Source organism: Candidatus Spongiihabitans sp., assembly GCF_965237845.1.
GTDB lineage: Bacteria > Pseudomonadota > Gammaproteobacteria > Arenicellales > Poriferihabitantaceae > Spongiihabitans.
Genome location: NZ_OZ250154.1, coordinates 450,392 through 466,246 on the forward strand (window position 1 = coordinate 450,392; position 15,855 = coordinate 466,246).

Here is a 15,855-nt window from a genome sequence, read left to right on the forward strand (position 1 = left end):
GGTTCATTTATTGGTTATTTTTATGGTATATCAATAACGACGCAACCGTCCTTACCACCCTGTTCGATAGACTCATGGGCTTTAACGGTTTGTTCCAACGACCAGGATTGTGCAATTCTATGGCGCAATTGATTCTTGGCAAGGGCGCGATTGATATCCAGTATCGCCTGCTGTTTTGCGGTTTCCGGCATGTTGTAAACCAAAATCAGGTTAACCGAAATATTCTTGAACATCATCGGATAAAAAGGGATGGTGGGTTGCGGCGCCAGAGACGATGAGTAGGTCGAAATTATCCCGCCATTTTTCAGCACCGCTGCGCTGGTTGCGGCGTTAACGCCGAACTCTACTTCGACAATTCGATCGACCCCCTGGCCGTCCGTGAACTCGGCGATGGCGCTGACCAAATCATCCGAGCGATAGTTCAATACTTCATCGGCGCCGGTTTGCCTAGCCACCTGGCAGCGTGCATCACTGCCTGCGGTAGCGATGACTCTGGCGCCAGCAGCCTTGGCCAGTTGTGCGGCATAGTAGCCTACTCGACCCGAAGCGCCAGTGACCAATATGTTCAGCCTGCAAACATCGCCCTGAATGAATACCGCTCGGTGGGCGGTCATCAGCGGGATGCCCAGGCATGCGCCAATATCAAACCCGGTGTTGTCCGGCAAGGCCGGCGCGGTTATTGATGGCACCGCAACATACTCGGCTGCGGTTCCCATATGGCGTTCAAATTGGGCGCGGTAAATCCAAACTCGTTGCCCGAGCCGATTTTCCGAGACGCCGCCGCCGACCGCTTCAATCACGCCGGCGCCGTCGCTATGCGGAATAATGAAACCGGCCGGGAATTCCACTGCCTGACCGCCAGAACGCTTTTTAATATCAGAAGGGTTTACCGCTGACGAATGCAAGCGCACCAAAACATCGCCATCCCCGACCACGGGCAGCTCCCGATCACCGAATTTTAATACTTGGTTGGCTGCACCCTGTCGTTCATACCATACTGCTTGCATATGCATTGCTTAATTTCCTGTTCTTGTCTCAGTGTTATGGCGGCTTCATATCCACCGCCCATTTCTACCACTCGGTGGATTTTAAGATGGTGCGGCTGATGCCGCAAGGGTTTGATTGGTCTATCGGCATCAGAGACCAGGCATGCCTGGTCTCTGATGCGCCCCTACATTGTCCGAATAACCGCAACGGCATGAGCGGTGTTGTTCTTTTCTGGTCATTCTAGTAGCTGAAATTGATTGTAGTCCGACGCGCAACAGATTTTCAAATCCCTGTTTGGTTATATATGGCGAAGATGCTGGCACTGGTTCGCGGTATCCGCCTAGGTCTAGCCATGCTGTTGCTGAAGCGCCCACATTTGAGAATACAACCGGCCACCCGCAACCAGCGACTGGTGGGTGCCGCGTTCCACGATTTCCCCTTTATCCAAAACGATTATCTCATCGGCATTGATCACCGTGGATAAGCGATGGGCGACTATCAGAGTGGTATTGTTGATGGAAACATTTTCCAATGCCTGTTGTATTGCTTTTTCTGAACGGCTGTCCAGGGAAGAAGTGGCTTCATCGAATATCAGAATTCGCGCCCCTTTGACTGCAACTCGCGCGATTGCCACCCGTTGCTTCTCGCCGCCGGATAATTTCAACCCGCGTTCACCAACCAGAATATCGTATCCCTGCGGGTGTTGGCTGATGAAGTCGTGGATTTGAGCAATCTTTGCAGCTTCGACGATTTCCGGGTCACTCACACCAGGTCGGCCATAGGCAATATTGTAGCCAACGGTCTCATTGAACAAAACAGTGTCTTGGGGAACAACCCCCATTATTTGACGAAGACTTTCAAGAGTGAGCGATTTGATATCCTGGTCGTCGATATAAATGGCGCCGGAATCCGGATCGTAAAATCGAAGCAATAACCGCGCCAGCGTTGATTTTCCCGAGCCGGATGGGCCAACCAGAGCAAGCATTCCGCCGCCGGCGACTTCAAAATTAATATTTTTAAGGATCGGGTTGTCGGCCTGATAAGCGAAATTTATATTTTCAAACCTGATTTGCCCTTTTTTAAATTTCAATACTGACGCATTATCGCGCTCAACAATTTTAGGGCGCTCATCCATCAGATCAAACATTTTTTCCATGTCCACCAGCGAGTGATTCAAGTCTCGATATACCGAGCCGAGAAAGTTCAGGGGAATATAGAGCTGGATTAAAAATGCGTTGATCATGACAAAATCACCCAGGCTTAGCGTTTTATCAACCACGCCATTGGCGGCCAGAATCATCAGCACAGCCAACCCGACGGCAATGATAAAACCCTGCCCCGCATTCAGGTAGGAAAGCGATAAATTATTCTTCAGCGATGCGCTAACCCAGCCGTTAAGGGAGTCGCCATAGCGTTCCATTTCCAGCCGCTCATTGCCGAAAACTTTGACTGTCTCGTAATTCAACAACGAGTCCAGCACCCGAGTATTCGCCGAAGAATCCGAGTCGTTCATTTGCACCCGAAATCGAGTTCGCCATCGGGTTATCATGAAAGTGAATACGCAATAAATAACAATCATCAATACCGTAATAAGCACGAAGCGGATATTCAGTTGCAGCCAAAGAATATACAACACCAGTGCAATTTCGATTGCAACAGGGATAATATTAAAGACGATAATTCTTAGAAAATTGGTGACCGCCATATTGCCGCGCTCCATGTCACGAGACAATCCGCCGGTTTTACGATCCAGATGAAAGCCTAAAGAAAGGTTGTGCAGGTGCTTGAACACGACCATGGAAATATGGTGAATAATCGCCACCCCGGCTCTGGAAAACGCCACATTACGCATCTCGTTGAACAGGATGGCGCTAAACCGCAAGACGCCGTAAGCGATCAGCAATGCCATAGGCACAATCAGAACCAAATTGCCGCCCTCTGTAAAATGATCGACAATGTTTTTGAGTACAAGGGGGACCGACACATTGGCAACTCGGGCGAGCACCAAAAACATCAGGGCGACGCCAATCCTGTACCGATACTTCCAAAGGTATGGCAACAATCGCCTGGCGACTCGCCAGTCGCCTTTTTGATCGGTTGCGATTAAGAGTCTTGGAGACATATTACCTTGGCATTTTTCCTGTGCGCGCTACTTTCTGCGGCTATGGCATGACCGGCGACGCGTTCAGGGCTTGCTGGATTTTTATCGGTTGATTATTTGTCTTTTGAACCCAGGTAATTGAGCAGATCGATATCGGTGATTATTCCGAGCAGGCTATCGCCGTCATCCGGATTGGTAATCAGCGGCACTTTTCCTTCGGTCACCAATTTGGAAACGTGGTCAATGGAATCATTTGGCGCAACGAATTCAACCGACGTATCCACCAGATTATCGATGCTGTCGTCGACGCTGGCCTGCTGGTTAAAAATCGCTTTCAAGATGGCATTTTCGCGAATGATTCCTTTAATCCATCCATTTTCATCAAGCACCGGCATTTGACTTACCCCGGCTTCACTCAGCCTGGCGATGACCGCAGATATCTTGTCAGCTTGGTGGGCCATGATAATAGCCTGCCCGATAGCAGCCTGTCGCGTGCCCAATTGTTCCATCATATCGGCAACAATGCCCATTTTAGATTCCAGAAAACCAACCTCGCGCATCCAGTCGTCGTCGTACACCTTGGACATATACCGATTTCCGCTATCCGGGAAAATGATTAATACATTTTTACCGGCCAAGCGATCGCCTTGCCCATTATTTTGTTGGGCATTTTGCCCGCCATTTTGTTGGGCGATCCATTTTTTAGCGCCGACCAGGGCGCAACCTGAAGACACGCCGGCGTAAATGCCTTCGCTTCTTAACAACGCCCTGGTCATTAAGAACGACTCTTTGTCCTCAACCTGAATCATGTCATCAATTTGGTCAAAATCGTAGTTGCCTGGGATGAAATCCTCACCGATGCCCTCGATTAAATAACCCTCCGCCAAGGTTTTTGGCGCGCCAAATTTAAACGTATCGTAAACAATCGACCCGATTGGATCGACCGCAACAATTTCCACGGCTGGTTTGTTTTCCTTAAGGAATTTTCCAATCCCGGTAACCGTCCCCCCAGTGCCAATCCCGCATATAAACACATCAATATCCGGCATCTGCCTGAGTATTTCCGGCCCGGTATTTAAATAGTGGTATTCGCGGTTGGAAAGGTTATTGTATTGATCGATATACAACGAGTTCGGTATTTCCTGTGCCATTCGGCGTGACACCGAGTAATAACTTCGCGGATCATCGGGTTCAACGGCAGTCGGCGTAACGATGACTCTGGCGCCAAAGGCTCGAAGATTCTTGATTTTTTCATCAGACATCTTGTCCGGCAAGATAAACACGCATTTGTAACCCTTGATTGCCGCAGCAATTGCCAGCCCTACGCCAGTGTTGCCACTGGTGCCTTCAATAATGGTTCCGCCTGGTCTTAAGGCGCCGCGCTTCTCTGCGTCTTCAATCATCCACCAACCGATGCGGTCCTTTATAGAGCCACCTGGATTGGTAAACTCTAACTTGGCGAATAAATTTGCATTAACGCCCTCGGCGATTTTATTGAGACGTACTATTGGCGTGTTGCCAATCGCTTCAATGACGGAATCAAAAACCATAGTAGCCATGCCAGAATTATTTGCCAAAATGTATGAGCGCCCCGGTTTTGCGGTCGGTGATTGATAATAACAATTTTCCCACCTCGGTAGATAGATTATTTTGGTTCGGGCGCAAGTGCCTCGATTGATAGATTTTTTCTGCTGTGTCGCTACTGTATCCGAAAACCTTCTCATCTTGTAAAATGCACCCATGAAAATTATTACCTGGAATGTGAATGGCATTCGTGCCGTAGAGCGAAAAGGCGAGATTCAAAATTTGGTGGCCGAGCAAAAACCTGAGGTCCTGATGATGCAGGAAATCAAGGGATGCGCTGATCAGTTCAGCGCGTTTTTAACTGAAAATGATGATTACCGGCAACACTACAGCAGCGCCGAGAAAAAGGGTTATGCGGGCAGCGCGCTTTGGGTCAAGGAGTCGGTATTTAAAAAACTCGATAACGCCAAGTTCAAGACCCGAATTCCGAATGCGCCCAATGCGGATGAAGGCCGGCTTTCTCACTTGAGTTTTACGCTTGAACAACAAAAGGGAGAGCGGCAGCAATGGGAGCTGTTATCCATTTACTTCCCCAATGGCGGCAAAAGCGAACAGGCCTGGGCCGAAAAGCTCGAATTTTATGATCGGGTTCACGACTATATGAACGTATTGCGCGCGCAAGGTAGCATCGTGCTGGTTGGCGGCGATATGAATGTGGCGCACACCGAAATTGATATTGCGCGCCCCAAACAGAACGATGGAAAAATTGGATTCCATCCCAAGGAAAGAGCCTGGATGGATAGGTTGGTTGCGGACCGTTGGGTTGATGTATGGCGGGAGCGCAACCCCGGCGTCACCGACGTTTATTCGTGGTGGCATATGATCAGCAAGGGCCGGGAACGCAATGTCGGCTGGCGCATCGATTATTTTCTGATGGACAAAGCGCATTTGCAGCGCATAAAAAAGGTCGAATACTTGCATGAGCAAATGGGTTCCGATCATTGCCCTTTATCGTTGTCTGTTGACTAATAATGTTACTAAAATTGTAAACCAAGTCTCCCATATTTATCGCTTGCTTCAAGCAAAGGAATTTTCGTTTAAGTGTCAGTCATTTGAAGAAACGATTACCAGTGGAAATCCAGGGGATATTATTTACTGTGACCCTCCTTATATTGATAGACATGTAGATTATTACAATGGCTGGGATAGTGAGCATGAAAAAACGCTATATCGGGTTCTGTCAAATAGTCCAAGCAAATTTATTCTGTCTACTTGGCATCATAATGACTATAGGAAAAATGAGTATATTGATTCCTTGTGGGAAGAATTTGATATCTTAACGCGAGAGCACTTTTATCACGTTGGCGGTAGCGAGAAAAATCGTAATCCTATGGTAGAAGCTATTATAACTAATTACGATATACCAATTGATGAATACAAACAACCCAAAAAACCAGAGCAGTTAATGTTGCTGGAGGCTCAAACAACATATGCGTAACAATCACATGCACTCGGGCGGCAAAAAGCGCCGCTCGTTTCTCGCTATGCTTTTTGCCGCCGATGATGCAAGGCATTATCAATCAATATGAATGCAAACTGGCACTATCCTACCGCTATGCGTGTCGGCGTTGGCCGTATCGCGGAAATCGCCGAGGTCTGTGCGTTACACAAAATAACCGCGCCGCTATTGGTGACTGATCCGGGAGTAGCGGCGTTGCCAATGGTGCGGAATGTGGTTGATATTTGTACAGCAGCTGGATTGGGTATTCAGGTGTTTAGTGATATCAAGCCCAATCCAACCGGAGCAAATGTGGAGCGTGGCATTGCGGTTTATAAAAAAGGGAAACACGACGGTGTTATCGCCTTCGGCGGCGGCAGTGGCATTGATGCGGGCAAGGCAATCGCCGTTGCCGCAGAGCAGCAATGCTCGATGTGGGATTTAGAGGATATCGGCGATAACTGGCTGCGTGCCGAGGCCAGTAAAATCCCGCCTATCATTGCCGTCCCCACCACTGCGGGCACCGGCTCTGAGGTGGGCCGTGCCGCTGTTATTGTCAATCAACAGCAACATCGGAAAGTCATCATTTTTCATCCGCGCATGTCCCCGGACTGCGTTATCCTTGATCCCGAACTCACCATTGGGCTGCCCGCGCAACTCACTGCGGCAACCGGAATGGATGCGTTATCCCACAGCCTGGAAGCGTTTTGCTCGCCGCTTTTTCACCCCATGGCAGAAGGCATTGCCATCGAAGGCATCCGACTGGTAAAGGAATACTTGCCCATCGCAGTTGCAAACGGCAGCAATATCGCCGCGCGAACTCAAATGCTGGCGGCCTCTTCCATGGGCGCCACCGCGTTCCAGAAAGGGCTGGGTGCGATGCACGCTCTGGCCCATCCGCTCGGCGCGCGCTATGATGCTCATCATGGAACCTTGAATGCGGTGTTAATGCCATATGTGTTGATCGCAAACCGGGATGTCATCAAGCAGCCGATCACCCGGCTTGGTCGTTACCTCGACATTGGATCTGGTTTTGAGCCTTTTCTTGATTGGGTGCTTGAGTTACGGGAAAGCATCAACATCCCGAATACACTACAGGATATCGGTATCGATGACAACCGACTCGATGAGATCGGGGAAATGGCTGTGGCAGATCCCTCGGCGGCCACCAATCCGATTGACCACAATGCCGACACTTACGCCAAAATTGCCGCTAACGCAGTACACGGCAGATTATAAACCCGCTTATAGGATGGCGCTGTTTCAGGTATTGGCGCGCCGCCGGCCATACAGAAAATAGGTCAGTGTAAATACGGCAGCCACCCAGTAAATCGGCGTAAGCAACTTTTCACTTCCCTGCGATTGATAGGTGGCAAAACCAAATACGCCGAAGACCAGCGCGATGCTGATTTGAGAATAATAGCTTTTCAAAACCAGATAATCGTGGGATAGAGTGAGCTTGGCCAAGTCATAAAATCGTTTATTCATGGCCAGCCGAAAAAATGAAGTGCAAAAGGTAATCAACACCAAAAACAGATATAAAAGCTCCAGCGAAAGCTGGTCGTGGGCGACTGCGCGCAGCACCCAGGACAACACATACAATCCGACCGCTAACGTATATACCCGCTTGCGCCCTAATCGGTCTATGACATTTTTTAGCAAGTAGAACAAAACGCCAAATATTACCGCCAGGGACAACACCATTACTCCCAGTTCGCTAAAACTTTCATGGGCCAAAAGAAACAGGGTAATCAACCAAAAGAAACTTTCCGCGAACAAAAAGAAACCGTCCACAACAAAAATCAGCTTTGAGTTTTCTTGATCCTTAAAATTAAAGACCTCTTGCAGTTTCAGGCTTTTGTGCAGAGAAAGTGTTTTTGGATAGCGCGGCTTGGTGCGGGTAACGACAAAAAAACCAATCAGCGCGATAACCGCCGATACCCATAACAGGTAAATAAAGTTTGTTTTCTCCAGCAGAAATCCACCTACTAATATCCCCGCTTGCAACGACACGCCGACGAATATCTGAAAATTTCCGTACTTTTTCCCGGATGATTCAAGGTCTATCAAATCAAAGAACAAAGCGCGTTGAGTGGTCCAGAAGAAACTATTATAAACGCCATATGTTATCCCTAAAGTCAACAAAACGGGTCGGTCCATTTCCAGAATATGGACATTGAACAAAAGCAAAATTTCCAGTATCAAGGATATTCCGATCAGCCCCGACAGGTTGATTTGCAGCCGCAACCGGTCCCAGATCCAAAGGCCAAAACAAAACCCCAACCCGGCCAGGGAAATAAACAACGATACATCGCCGACGCGAAACCCTTGGTTCCACAGATAGACTGGAATATAGAAAGGAAATATGCCTATTAGCAGCGCGTGAAGGCCTAAATACTGATAGAAGGTTCTACTATGGGTCACCCTTTTCATTTCATTTTTTTGGACATGCCCAAACCATAAGGGCATAAAGGGCGCAAGCATACAGTTCGTTCAAGTTTAGTGATAAATTCATGCTCCGGTTCCTTAAAAATATCAGGGGTGCGATAATGAAAAATATACCTGAGCGAGGCGCTGCATTCAAAAAATATCTTGGTCAGCAATGTCTAATTCGTCCAGTTCCGCCAAAGATGCGCTAAAATCTTCGACTTCTCCATATCTCGGATAATAATGCATTTTCATATAAGGTCTTGAATTTACCTCGATAAAAATACATTTTTGTTGTTTATGGCTGGTTTCAATTCCTTGCTCGAAAATAACATCAATCCCCAGCACGTTCGCGCCAAACATTTTTACCACCTCCATAAACAACGTTCTATTGTCTTCAGCAATAGTGTTTTGATCGATGGTTTCAATTACTCCGCCAGGCGCCAGAGCGACGCGATGGAACAGCTCAACATCTTTTCCCTGCACTGGAACAGAATCCAAAGTCAGCTGTTGTTTTTTGAGATGCTTAATAACCTGATCGCTTTTTGCAATGGGAAAAATGGTCGGGTGCAGTTTCATTTTTGCCCGGATATTATTTTCATTATCAATAAGCGTTGCGATTGAATCCTTGCCATTGCCTGTGACAAAGGGCGGATAACGACGGATAACCGATACCAATCCATGATCGGCGGCCAACACCCGGTAATTTGCGCCTTTTACATATTGTTCAATAACCGTAACAGGCCACCATGCCTTGGCACAAAAAATCGCTTTGTACAATTCGCCATAGCGGTTGATCGGAAAATAACTGCCTCGGGAATAGCCGCTGACATTGGGTTTGACCACCAATGGAAAACCGTGTTGTTTGGCAAATTTATGCGCCTGCCAGGGCCAGAAAAAAATCAGTCCATGAGCATGCGGAACACCGTTTTTGGCGAATATCGCTCTGCTCTGCGATTTCGAGCGGCAGCCCTTTCTGATCTGCAAAGAATTATAGTTGCTGCAGCCATGCATATAACGCTCGCTAATCCAGGCGTAGATTAACGCCTTTAATCTTCTCATAGTCTTTCTCGTATAAAATTTAGGAGCGGGTTTTGTCGGTTGTATAACATAATTTTTGTAAATACCGGTTTTTCTGTCAGGCTCTGGTCTCGATATTTAGTGATTCTCGCCAGGGCTAACATGTAACGCCGAATCATTTGCCATAGTTCGCTATTGCTGTATTTTGGGTCAAGCAGGTTAATCGACATCGGTGCAAATAAATTCACTTCAATAACATGAAATTTTCCAGCCAGCATTTGCGCAATGGAATCAGCCCGTAAACTTGCCCTGGAAATGCCAAATCGCCCAATTTGACCGAGCAGTTCCCATAGCGCTTGCTTCTGCGGTTCTGAAAATTTATCGGTAATTTCACGATAGGCGGTGGCTGGATTATATATGCTGTTAACCGGATTGATTTCGCTGGAATTTGTGGTTTCGGTTATGGTCAATTCGGCGTAACGATTTTTGTCTGCATGGTGCAAGATGGAAAATATTTCAAACTCGCGTTTTTCTGATGCCCCTTGTTGGATTAAGTATCTGGTTCGGGCCTGGCGGGTAATTTTTCTGATCTTTGCCAGTGACGCGGCGTCATCTGCCCTGAATACGCCGCTGGCATTTTGCCCCCACTCCGGTTTTACAAATATAGGATAGTTTTCTGGTTTGTAGGCGCTATCGTCATCTTCCTCATCATCATATACATGTTGCAATCGCCATTTTTCCGGAATCAGCCGATCCATTTCTTTTTTGGAAAAAATACCTTCTTTCGCATTAAAGCAGGGCGAATTTAACTGGAAGTATTTACAAGGCTTGGTGCGAATTCTGATGCAATTTAGAATATAAGTGATCACCTGAAGTTCGGTGATTTTCATAGGCTGCCAAGCCCTCCTTCCTGATGATGTTTACGCAAGAAAATACAGTTTTAATCTGGTTGGGTGCGGCTCATGTAATCTTGCTTTGAGTCAATCTTACTTTGGTTTTATCTCAAAGACGGTAATTTCATTTAACGATCCTAGCCGCATACATGGCCCCCAGGTTCCGGTGCCGGAAGAAACATATAAATGAGAATTTCCTTGCCGGTACATTCCTGATATCCGATTGTACTGTTGTTTAACAATAAAATTAAACGGAAATATCTGGCCATTGTGGGTATGTCCCGATAACATTAAATCAATGCCGTGTTCAATCGCCGACTCCCATCCGACCGGGCGATGGTACAAAAGGATATTAAATTTATCCGGGTCTTTATTGATGCTCGGCAGGTGCTTCGCAACCTGGGCTTTATGGTCGGCGTCATCGATGCCAAAAAACACCAACTCTTCGCGGATGGCCGATTCCTGTCTGAGTGTCTTCATCCCGAGTCTGTCGGCCAGGTCGATGATTTTCGGCAGATCGGCATAACGCTCGTGATTACCGATGACAAAAAATATCGGCGCATTAACTTGCTTTATGGATTCAAGAGCCTGATAGTCCACGGTGCTGCTGTCTATCAGGTCTCCGGTTACTACAACATAATCCGCATCCAGGGCGTTTAACCGGACCACAATTCTTCGCATGAAACCACCCTGACGAGAACCGATGTGCACGTCGCTGATTTGTGCGATGCGGTAACTGCGGCTGACCTTGCGGCTGAATATTTCCAGTCGCTTTACCGACAGATGATGCGAAAGCAATATGGAAAATAAAACACCAAGCACGCCAGCTACGAGCACGCCCTGTACAATCAGCACATCCTGTATCGGGAGAGCCAGTCTTAACCCTTCGGCGAACAACGTTAGCACGGCAAACACAAAGCTGATCCCCATCCAGTGCACTGCCAGATATCGAATTTTCATTTTTGGGGCGCTAAACGAATACCACATAGCAACCACGCTCACCGCCCAAATTAAGAGGGAATGATAAACGCTGAGTCCATCCCCGGCGCTATACCAATTGCTGAGCCGAATGACGGGATAGGCAAATACGAAAAAGCACGCCAGCGGCAATAAGCTATAAAACCACAGCCAGGTTTTCGAGATCTGAGCAGTCAATTGCTGTGTTTGGCTCGATAAAACAATTCGGATATTTTAGGTTGTAGAAACCACACGCCAAAAAATCCGAACCAGAATCCGATGAACGCCAGATAGTAATCACTAAAACTGGATTGTTCGTTGTTTTGCAGTGTGGTAAATTGCTTGGCGGTATACCAAACACAATAACCGACAGCGAATAGCGTGGCAAAATGAATAAAGATCAACCCTTGGGGCGGGTGCTGTATTTCCCCGCGAGACATCGGCGCTAAAACCCAAAATACAACGATCGGCAAATAGATAAATGGAACGATGGCTGCCAACTGAAAATACAGCAATGGAATTTTAAACTGTGGATCGAGTTTATCGTTGGCAGCGCTGCCGACGCTGTATAACCAGCCCAGCATTACCAGCATGAAGTACAGCAATAAAAATCCCCAGTCTATCGGGTTATGGCCAAACCCGGTTAGTTTATACACCGCATAGGGCGTGACCATTAACAAACACAATTGCCAATGCTTGGCTTGTAAAAAATACGTTTTAATCATGATATTTATTTTTGATGCTTGTGCTAATGTAGACCAAGCGCAGCCATAAAACCAGACCAAAATCAGTGATTAGGCCAGTGATTAGGCCAGTGATTAGGCCAGTGATTAGGGCAGTGATTAGGGCTATAATCGCGCGCTTGTGATAATGCGGGAGAAAGCAAACTGAAGACAATGCCGAAATTGCGGAAAACCAAGGTCATCGCCACTATCGGCCCAGCCTGCGATAACGTCGATACCCTCAAGGCAATGATTGGAGCAGGCATGAATGTTGCTCGATTAAATATGTCTCATGGCGATGTCAAAGCGCACACCGAAACCCTGCAACGGGTGCGTCAGGCGACGCATGAAATGGACCGCACCATCGCCATAATGGTTGACACCCGCGGCCGGGAAATCCGCACCGGCACATTGAAATCCGCCTTAAAATCGGACGGCGTGCTGCTGGAACGCAATCAGAAATTTTCGATTTACGGGGATGGTCGAAAAGGGGATGAACAGGGCGTTTCGGTTTCATATGCAAACTTATATCGTCATACCAAGCCGGATGATCGAATTCTGGTGAACGATGGTCAAATCGAGCTCATCGTAACCAAAGTGGTGGACTCGATCATTGAGTGTCGGGTTGAATGTGGCGGCGTTTTGCGAAATACCAAAGGCGTTAATCTGCCCGACAATAAAACCGCGTTCGACGATATCCCTTCTAATGACGCCCGGGAAATTGACTTTGCGGTGTCCAACGAGGCGCAATATATCGCCGCCTCTTTTATTCGCAATGCCAACGAAGTGATGGCATTGCGTGACCAACTTAAAAGTCGCGGCGCAGAAATTCCAATCATTGCGAAAATTGAAAACCGCGAGGGCGTGGAAAATTTAACCAGCATTATCACCGCAGCAAACGGCATCATGGTAGCGCGCGGAGACCTCGGTGTGGAACTGGAACTGGGACAAGGTCCCACCATTCAAAAGCAAATCATCAGAGCCACGGTCTCCCAAGGCAAGCCGGTCATTACCGCCACGCAAATGCTGGACTCCATGGAGCGCAATCCCAGACCGACTCGAGCCGAAGTCAGCGATGTCGCCAATGCGATTTTTGACGGCACTTCCGCGGTCATGCTGTCGGGAGAAACCGCGGTCGGTCGAAGACCGGTGGAAGCGGTGCAAACCATGGTGCATCTGGCCATGGAAGCCGAAACCGGGTTGCGTCAGTACGGCTATCTGCAACAAATCGAGCCGAACCCGTCCCATGAAGTCACCGAGGCGGTGGCACAGGCGTCGATAACCATGGCCAATCATTTGAACGCGGCGGCGATCATCGCCTTGACAGAAACCGGATTTACTTCGCGGCTTATTTCCAAATATCGCCCATACTGTCCGATCTTCGCGATTACCACTTCCAAGCAAGTGGTTGCCCAACTGTCGATGAACTGGGGGGTATTGGCGATGCACTATGACCGCGATGGCTCGGATGAAAAAAAGATCGCCTTCGCGATATCCAAAGCCAAGGCGCTCGGCTATGTCAAGAATAATGATGTGCTAATCCTGACCGCCGGCAGCTCGCGCCAGGCCGGCAGCACGGACTTGATCAGGGTACTGTCGGTGAAATGACTCGCCGGGTCGCGCGGCGAAGCAGGACATTATTCGACACTTTATAACTACTCCAGAAGAGACACAAAATGGATAATCAAACAGATTTAGAAAAGCAGTTTCACGAACGCATGATGCGGGTTTATGAACGAGCGCAAAGCGAATGCAACTACAACGCCACAGATTTTCTTGGTATGCTAAATCGGCAGGGTGGTCTTGCGACAGCAAAACAACTACTGAATACCAATGATCTTTCATACGGTCTGACCCGGCTTTGGGAAGAGATGCGACTTGATCTGTCGATGGAGGCTGCGGTATTGGAGGATGCTTGGCGATCACTGTTTACGGCTGATGAACTAGCAAAAGCGAAAAAAACTTTGAAAGAACTTGGTTATAAATTCCCGGATGAATGAATAGAATTCTAATCATTCGTAGGACGCTTAACGCCGGCGTAGCGCGTTTGTTATTTCAGCTATTTTTGCTGAGCAATGTCGCCTTGCAGGTGGACCGTGGTGGTTGGAAACGCGCACTCGGCGTTATTGTCCTCGATGATTTTGAGAATATGCAACAGGATTTCTTGTTTTATTCGGTAAAATTCCACTCCTGTTTGGGTTTTGGTGAAGCAATACACGAAGAAGTCCAATGACGACGGCGCGAAAGTGGTGAAATTCACCATAATTGTCCGCTCCTGGTCGATCTCGGCATGATCTTTCAAATACGCGGTGACCCGCTCGACGATATTTTCCATAGCGCCAACATCTTCATAGCGGATGCCGATGGTTTCATAGATTCGGCGATTGGACATCCGCGATGGGTTTTCAATGGCAATGGTGGCGAACACCGAGTTGGGGACATACAGCGGGCGGCTATCGAATTTTCTGATGCGGGTCACACGCCAGCCAATCTGCTCCACGCTGCCCTCTATATCCCGGTCCGGGGAACTAATCCAATCTCCTTCCGAGAACGGTCTATCCAGATAAATAATAAACCCGCCAAAAAAATTTGAGAGCATGTCTTTTGCGGCAAAGCCAATGGCAATACCCCCGACGCCGCCGAATGTGAGTACGCCGGCGATACTGAAACCCAGCGTTTGCATGGCCACCAAAAATGCGGCTATGAATACAATTAATCGTGAAACCTTTCCGATAATATCCACCGCCGCTTTGTCGAGGCGCTTCCCGGTTTCCGCTTTGTTTGCAATAACATTGCTTTGCGCGCGCTTGATGAAGCGAATCAGAAACCAGGCAAGCGCGACAATGACACCCAGATCCCGAGCCGGGCTTATTATTTTAGCCAAGGTTGCATCCGCATTAACCTGCACCAGGTCGGCGGCAATACTCAGCCCAACCACCCACAGCAAAAACCGTAGCGGCGGGCCCAGCGACTGTGCGAAGGCATCGCCCCACAGGGTCGCCGAATGACGGGAATACTGCGTCAACCTCGAAACCACAACCCTGCTCAACAAACTGACTACAAAGGTGGCGAGTAATACGAGAATGGCATGTACCTGGCCGATGTTGCCGCCAAAGGATGAAATAAATGGATCGAGTAGATTCATTACGGTCTGTCAATTAATGACTTTGCGGGTTCAATACATATGGTTTGGTATTATTAAGCAAGAAAAATCTGCCTGTTCACAGTTGCCCTCTAAGTTTTAAGGCAGCCTGAATTAATCAGAGGTTTGGCAAATAACCCGGTAAATAACTTGGGCAATAATCTCGAAATGCGATAATTACCGTTTGGAGTATTGCGGTCGTTTTCTGGCTTTATGCAAACCAAATTTTTTCCGTTCCACTTCCCTGGCATCGCGGGTTACAAATCCTGCTTGTCGCAGGGAAACGCGCAGTTCTTCATCGTAATTCAATAGCGCGCGGGTGATACCGTGTCTAATTGCGCCAGCCTGACCGCTGTTTCCACCGCCATTTACGGTTACCCTGATATCTACTTTGTCTAACATTTCCACGAGTTCCAGTGGTTGGCGCACAATCATACGCGCGGTTTCACGGCCGAAATATTCTTCAATAGATTTTTTGTTAATCAGGATGCTTCCTTTGCCACGTTGCAGGTAAACCCTTGCGGTGGATGACTTGCGACGCCCTGTGCCTTGGTAAGTTTCTTGTTTTTGTGCCATGTTCAATA

The 15,855-nt window shown here is 48.0% G+C and carries 16 protein-coding genes; 6 read left to right on the top strand and 10 right to left on the bottom strand.

The genetic code is table 11. The features are described from left to right. Positions 1 to 20: 20 nt before the first annotated feature. Positions 21 to 1,013: an NADPH:quinone reductase gene (locus tag ACPXXB_RS02175; protein WP_423908779.1), complete on the bottom strand. Its 993-nt coding sequence runs from the start codon at positions 1,011 to 1,013 to the stop codon at positions 21 to 23. Here ACPXXB_RS02175 and ACPXXB_RS02180 point away from each other — a divergent pair. Next, complete coding sequence (locus ACPXXB_RS02180; protein WP_423908780.1) at positions 1,013 to 1,231, top strand: hypothetical protein; 219 nt, start codon at positions 1,013 to 1,015, stop codon at positions 1,229 to 1,231. The genes ACPXXB_RS02175 and ACPXXB_RS02180 overlap by 1 nt on opposite strands. A gap of 102 nt (positions 1,232 to 1,333) precedes the next feature. On the opposite strand, the gene ACPXXB_RS02185 is transcribed toward ACPXXB_RS02180, so the two are convergent. Both ACPXXB_RS02185 and ACPXXB_RS02190 read right to left on the bottom strand, forming a co-directional pair. Next, a complete protein-coding gene (locus ACPXXB_RS02185) occupies positions 1,334 to 3,109 on the bottom strand; it encodes an ABCB family ABC transporter ATP-binding protein/permease (RefSeq protein ID WP_423908782.1) in 1,776 nt (591 codons plus the stop codon). A gap of 92 nt (positions 3,110 to 3,201) precedes the next feature. Beyond that, entirely contained in the window at positions 3,202 to 4,647 is a 1,446-nt protein-coding gene (locus ACPXXB_RS02190; protein ID WP_423908783.1) for a pyridoxal-phosphate dependent enzyme, read from the bottom strand. 181 nt (positions 4,648 to 4,828) lie between these two features. On the opposite strand from ACPXXB_RS02190, the gene ACPXXB_RS02195 reads away from it, so the two are divergent. From ACPXXB_RS02195 to ACPXXB_RS02205, 3 genes are all read left to right on the top strand, one after another. After that, positions 4,829 to 5,641 (top strand): exodeoxyribonuclease III, encoded by an 813-nt coding sequence (locus ACPXXB_RS02195; protein ID WP_423908785.1) that lies wholly within the window; start codon positions 4,829 to 4,831, stop codon positions 5,639 to 5,641. Continuing rightward, the gene (locus tag ACPXXB_RS02200; protein ID WP_423908786.1) at positions 5,634 to 6,110 is read left to right on the top strand and encodes a DNA adenine methylase; all 477 of its coding nucleotides are present in this window, start codon (positions 5,634 to 5,636) and stop codon (positions 6,108 to 6,110) included. Before ACPXXB_RS02195 ends, ACPXXB_RS02200 begins: the two co-directional genes overlap by 8 nt. Before the next feature lie 87 nt (positions 6,111 to 6,197). Further along, positions 6,198 to 7,349, top strand: a complete 1,152-nt coding sequence (locus ACPXXB_RS02205) for an iron-containing alcohol dehydrogenase (protein WP_423908787.1) — start codon at positions 6,198 to 6,200, stop codon at positions 7,347 to 7,349. Positions 7,350 to 7,373: 24 nt separating this feature from the next. Here ACPXXB_RS02205 and ACPXXB_RS02210 read toward each other — a convergent pair whose 3' ends face one another. From ACPXXB_RS02210 to ACPXXB_RS02230, 5 genes are all read right to left on the bottom strand, one after another. After that, on the bottom strand, positions 7,374 to 8,543 hold the full coding sequence (locus ACPXXB_RS02210) for an MFS transporter (protein WP_423908788.1): 1,170 nt from the start codon (positions 8,541 to 8,543) through the stop codon (positions 7,374 to 7,376). Positions 8,544 to 8,690: 147 nt separating this feature from the next. Continuing rightward, complete coding sequence (locus ACPXXB_RS02215) at positions 8,691 to 9,599, bottom strand: cyanophycin synthetase (protein WP_423908789.1); 909 nt, start codon at positions 9,597 to 9,599, stop codon at positions 8,691 to 8,693. Further along, positions 9,596 to 10,447 carry a hypothetical protein gene (locus ACPXXB_RS02220; protein ID WP_423908790.1) on the bottom strand — a complete coding sequence of 284 codons (852 nt, stop codon included), beginning with the start codon at positions 10,445 to 10,447 and terminating at the stop codon, positions 9,596 to 9,598. The genes ACPXXB_RS02215 and ACPXXB_RS02220 overlap by 4 nt, the downstream gene beginning before the upstream one ends. A 96-nt stretch (positions 10,448 to 10,543) precedes the next feature. Continuing rightward, positions 10,544 to 11,605 carry a metallophosphoesterase gene (locus ACPXXB_RS02225; RefSeq protein ID WP_423908791.1) on the bottom strand — a complete coding sequence of 354 codons (1,062 nt, stop codon included), beginning with the start codon at positions 11,603 to 11,605 and terminating at the stop codon, positions 10,544 to 10,546. Further along, on the bottom strand, positions 11,602 to 12,132 hold the full coding sequence (locus ACPXXB_RS02230; RefSeq protein ID WP_423908792.1) for a hypothetical protein: 531 nt from the start codon (positions 12,130 to 12,132) through the stop codon (positions 11,602 to 11,604). The genes ACPXXB_RS02225 and ACPXXB_RS02230 overlap by 4 nt, the downstream gene beginning before the upstream one ends. A 171-nt stretch (positions 12,133 to 12,303) precedes the next feature. On the opposite strand from ACPXXB_RS02230, the gene pyk reads away from it, so the two are divergent. Both pyk and ACPXXB_RS02240 read left to right on the top strand, forming a co-directional pair. Next, positions 12,304 to 13,737 (top strand): pyruvate kinase, encoded by a 1,434-nt coding sequence (pyk, locus tag ACPXXB_RS02235; protein ID WP_423908793.1) that lies wholly within the window; start codon positions 12,304 to 12,306, stop codon positions 13,735 to 13,737. A gap of 68 nt (positions 13,738 to 13,805) precedes the next feature. Then, entirely contained in the window at positions 13,806 to 14,129 is a 324-nt protein-coding gene (locus ACPXXB_RS02240) for a hypothetical protein (protein WP_423908796.1), read from the top strand. A gap of 59 nt (positions 14,130 to 14,188) precedes the next feature. On the opposite strand, the gene ACPXXB_RS02245 is transcribed toward ACPXXB_RS02240, so the two are convergent. Together ACPXXB_RS02245 and rpsI are read right to left on the bottom strand one after the other, a co-directional pair. Next, on the bottom strand, positions 14,189 to 15,274 hold the full coding sequence (locus ACPXXB_RS02245) for a mechanosensitive ion channel family protein (RefSeq protein ID WP_423908799.1): 1,086 nt from the start codon (positions 15,272 to 15,274) through the stop codon (positions 14,189 to 14,191). Between the two features lie 174 nt (positions 15,275 to 15,448). Beyond that, positions 15,449 to 15,847, bottom strand: coding sequence for a 30S ribosomal protein S9 (gene rpsI / locus ACPXXB_RS02250; RefSeq protein WP_423908802.1), 399 nt, complete (start codon positions 15,845 to 15,847; stop codon positions 15,449 to 15,451). Between the last annotated feature and the right edge of the window lie 8 nt (positions 15,848 to 15,855).

Bases quoted from the DNA above. Each gene is read 5' to 3' on its own strand.
- ACPXXB_RS02210 (WP_423908788.1), bottom strand. From the start codon at position 8,543: ATGAAAAGGGTGACCCATAGTAGAACCTTCTATCAGTATTTAGGCCTT.
- ACPXXB_RS02175 (WP_423908779.1), bottom strand. From the start codon at position 1,013: ATGCATATGCAAGCAGTATGGTATGAACGACAGGGTGCAGCCAACCAA.
- ACPXXB_RS02215 (WP_423908789.1), bottom strand. From the start codon at position 9,599: ATGAGAAGATTAAAGGCGTTAATCTACGCCTGGATTAGCGAGCGTTAT.
- ACPXXB_RS02240 (WP_423908796.1), top strand. From the start codon at position 13,806: ATGGATAATCAAACAGATTTAGAAAAGCAGTTTCACGAACGCATGATG.
- ACPXXB_RS02185 (WP_423908782.1), bottom strand. From the start codon at position 3,109: ATGTCTCCAAGACTCTTAATCGCAACCGATCAAAAAGGCGACTGGCGA.
- ACPXXB_RS02220 (WP_423908790.1), bottom strand. From the start codon at position 10,447: ATGAAAATCACCGAACTTCAGGTGATCACTTATATTCTAAATTGCATC.
- pyk (WP_423908793.1), top strand. From the start codon at position 12,304: ATGCCGAAATTGCGGAAAACCAAGGTCATCGCCACTATCGGCCCAGCC.
- ACPXXB_RS02245 (WP_423908799.1), bottom strand. From the start codon at position 15,274: ATGAATCTACTCGATCCATTTATTTCATCCTTTGGCGGCAACATCGGC.
- ACPXXB_RS02205 (WP_423908787.1), top strand. From the start codon at position 6,198: ATGAATGCAAACTGGCACTATCCTACCGCTATGCGTGTCGGCGTTGGC.
- ACPXXB_RS02195 (WP_423908785.1), top strand. From the start codon at position 4,829: ATGAAAATTATTACCTGGAATGTGAATGGCATTCGTGCCGTAGAGCGA.
- rpsI (WP_423908802.1), bottom strand. From the start codon at position 15,847: ATGGCACAAAAACAAGAAACTTACCAAGGCACAGGGCGTCGCAAGTCA.
- ACPXXB_RS02190 (WP_423908783.1), bottom strand. From the start codon at position 4,647: ATGGCTACTATGGTTTTTGATTCCGTCATTGAAGCGATTGGCAACACG.
- ACPXXB_RS02230 (WP_423908792.1), bottom strand. From the start codon at position 12,132: ATGATTAAAACGTATTTTTTACAAGCCAAGCATTGGCAATTGTGTTTG.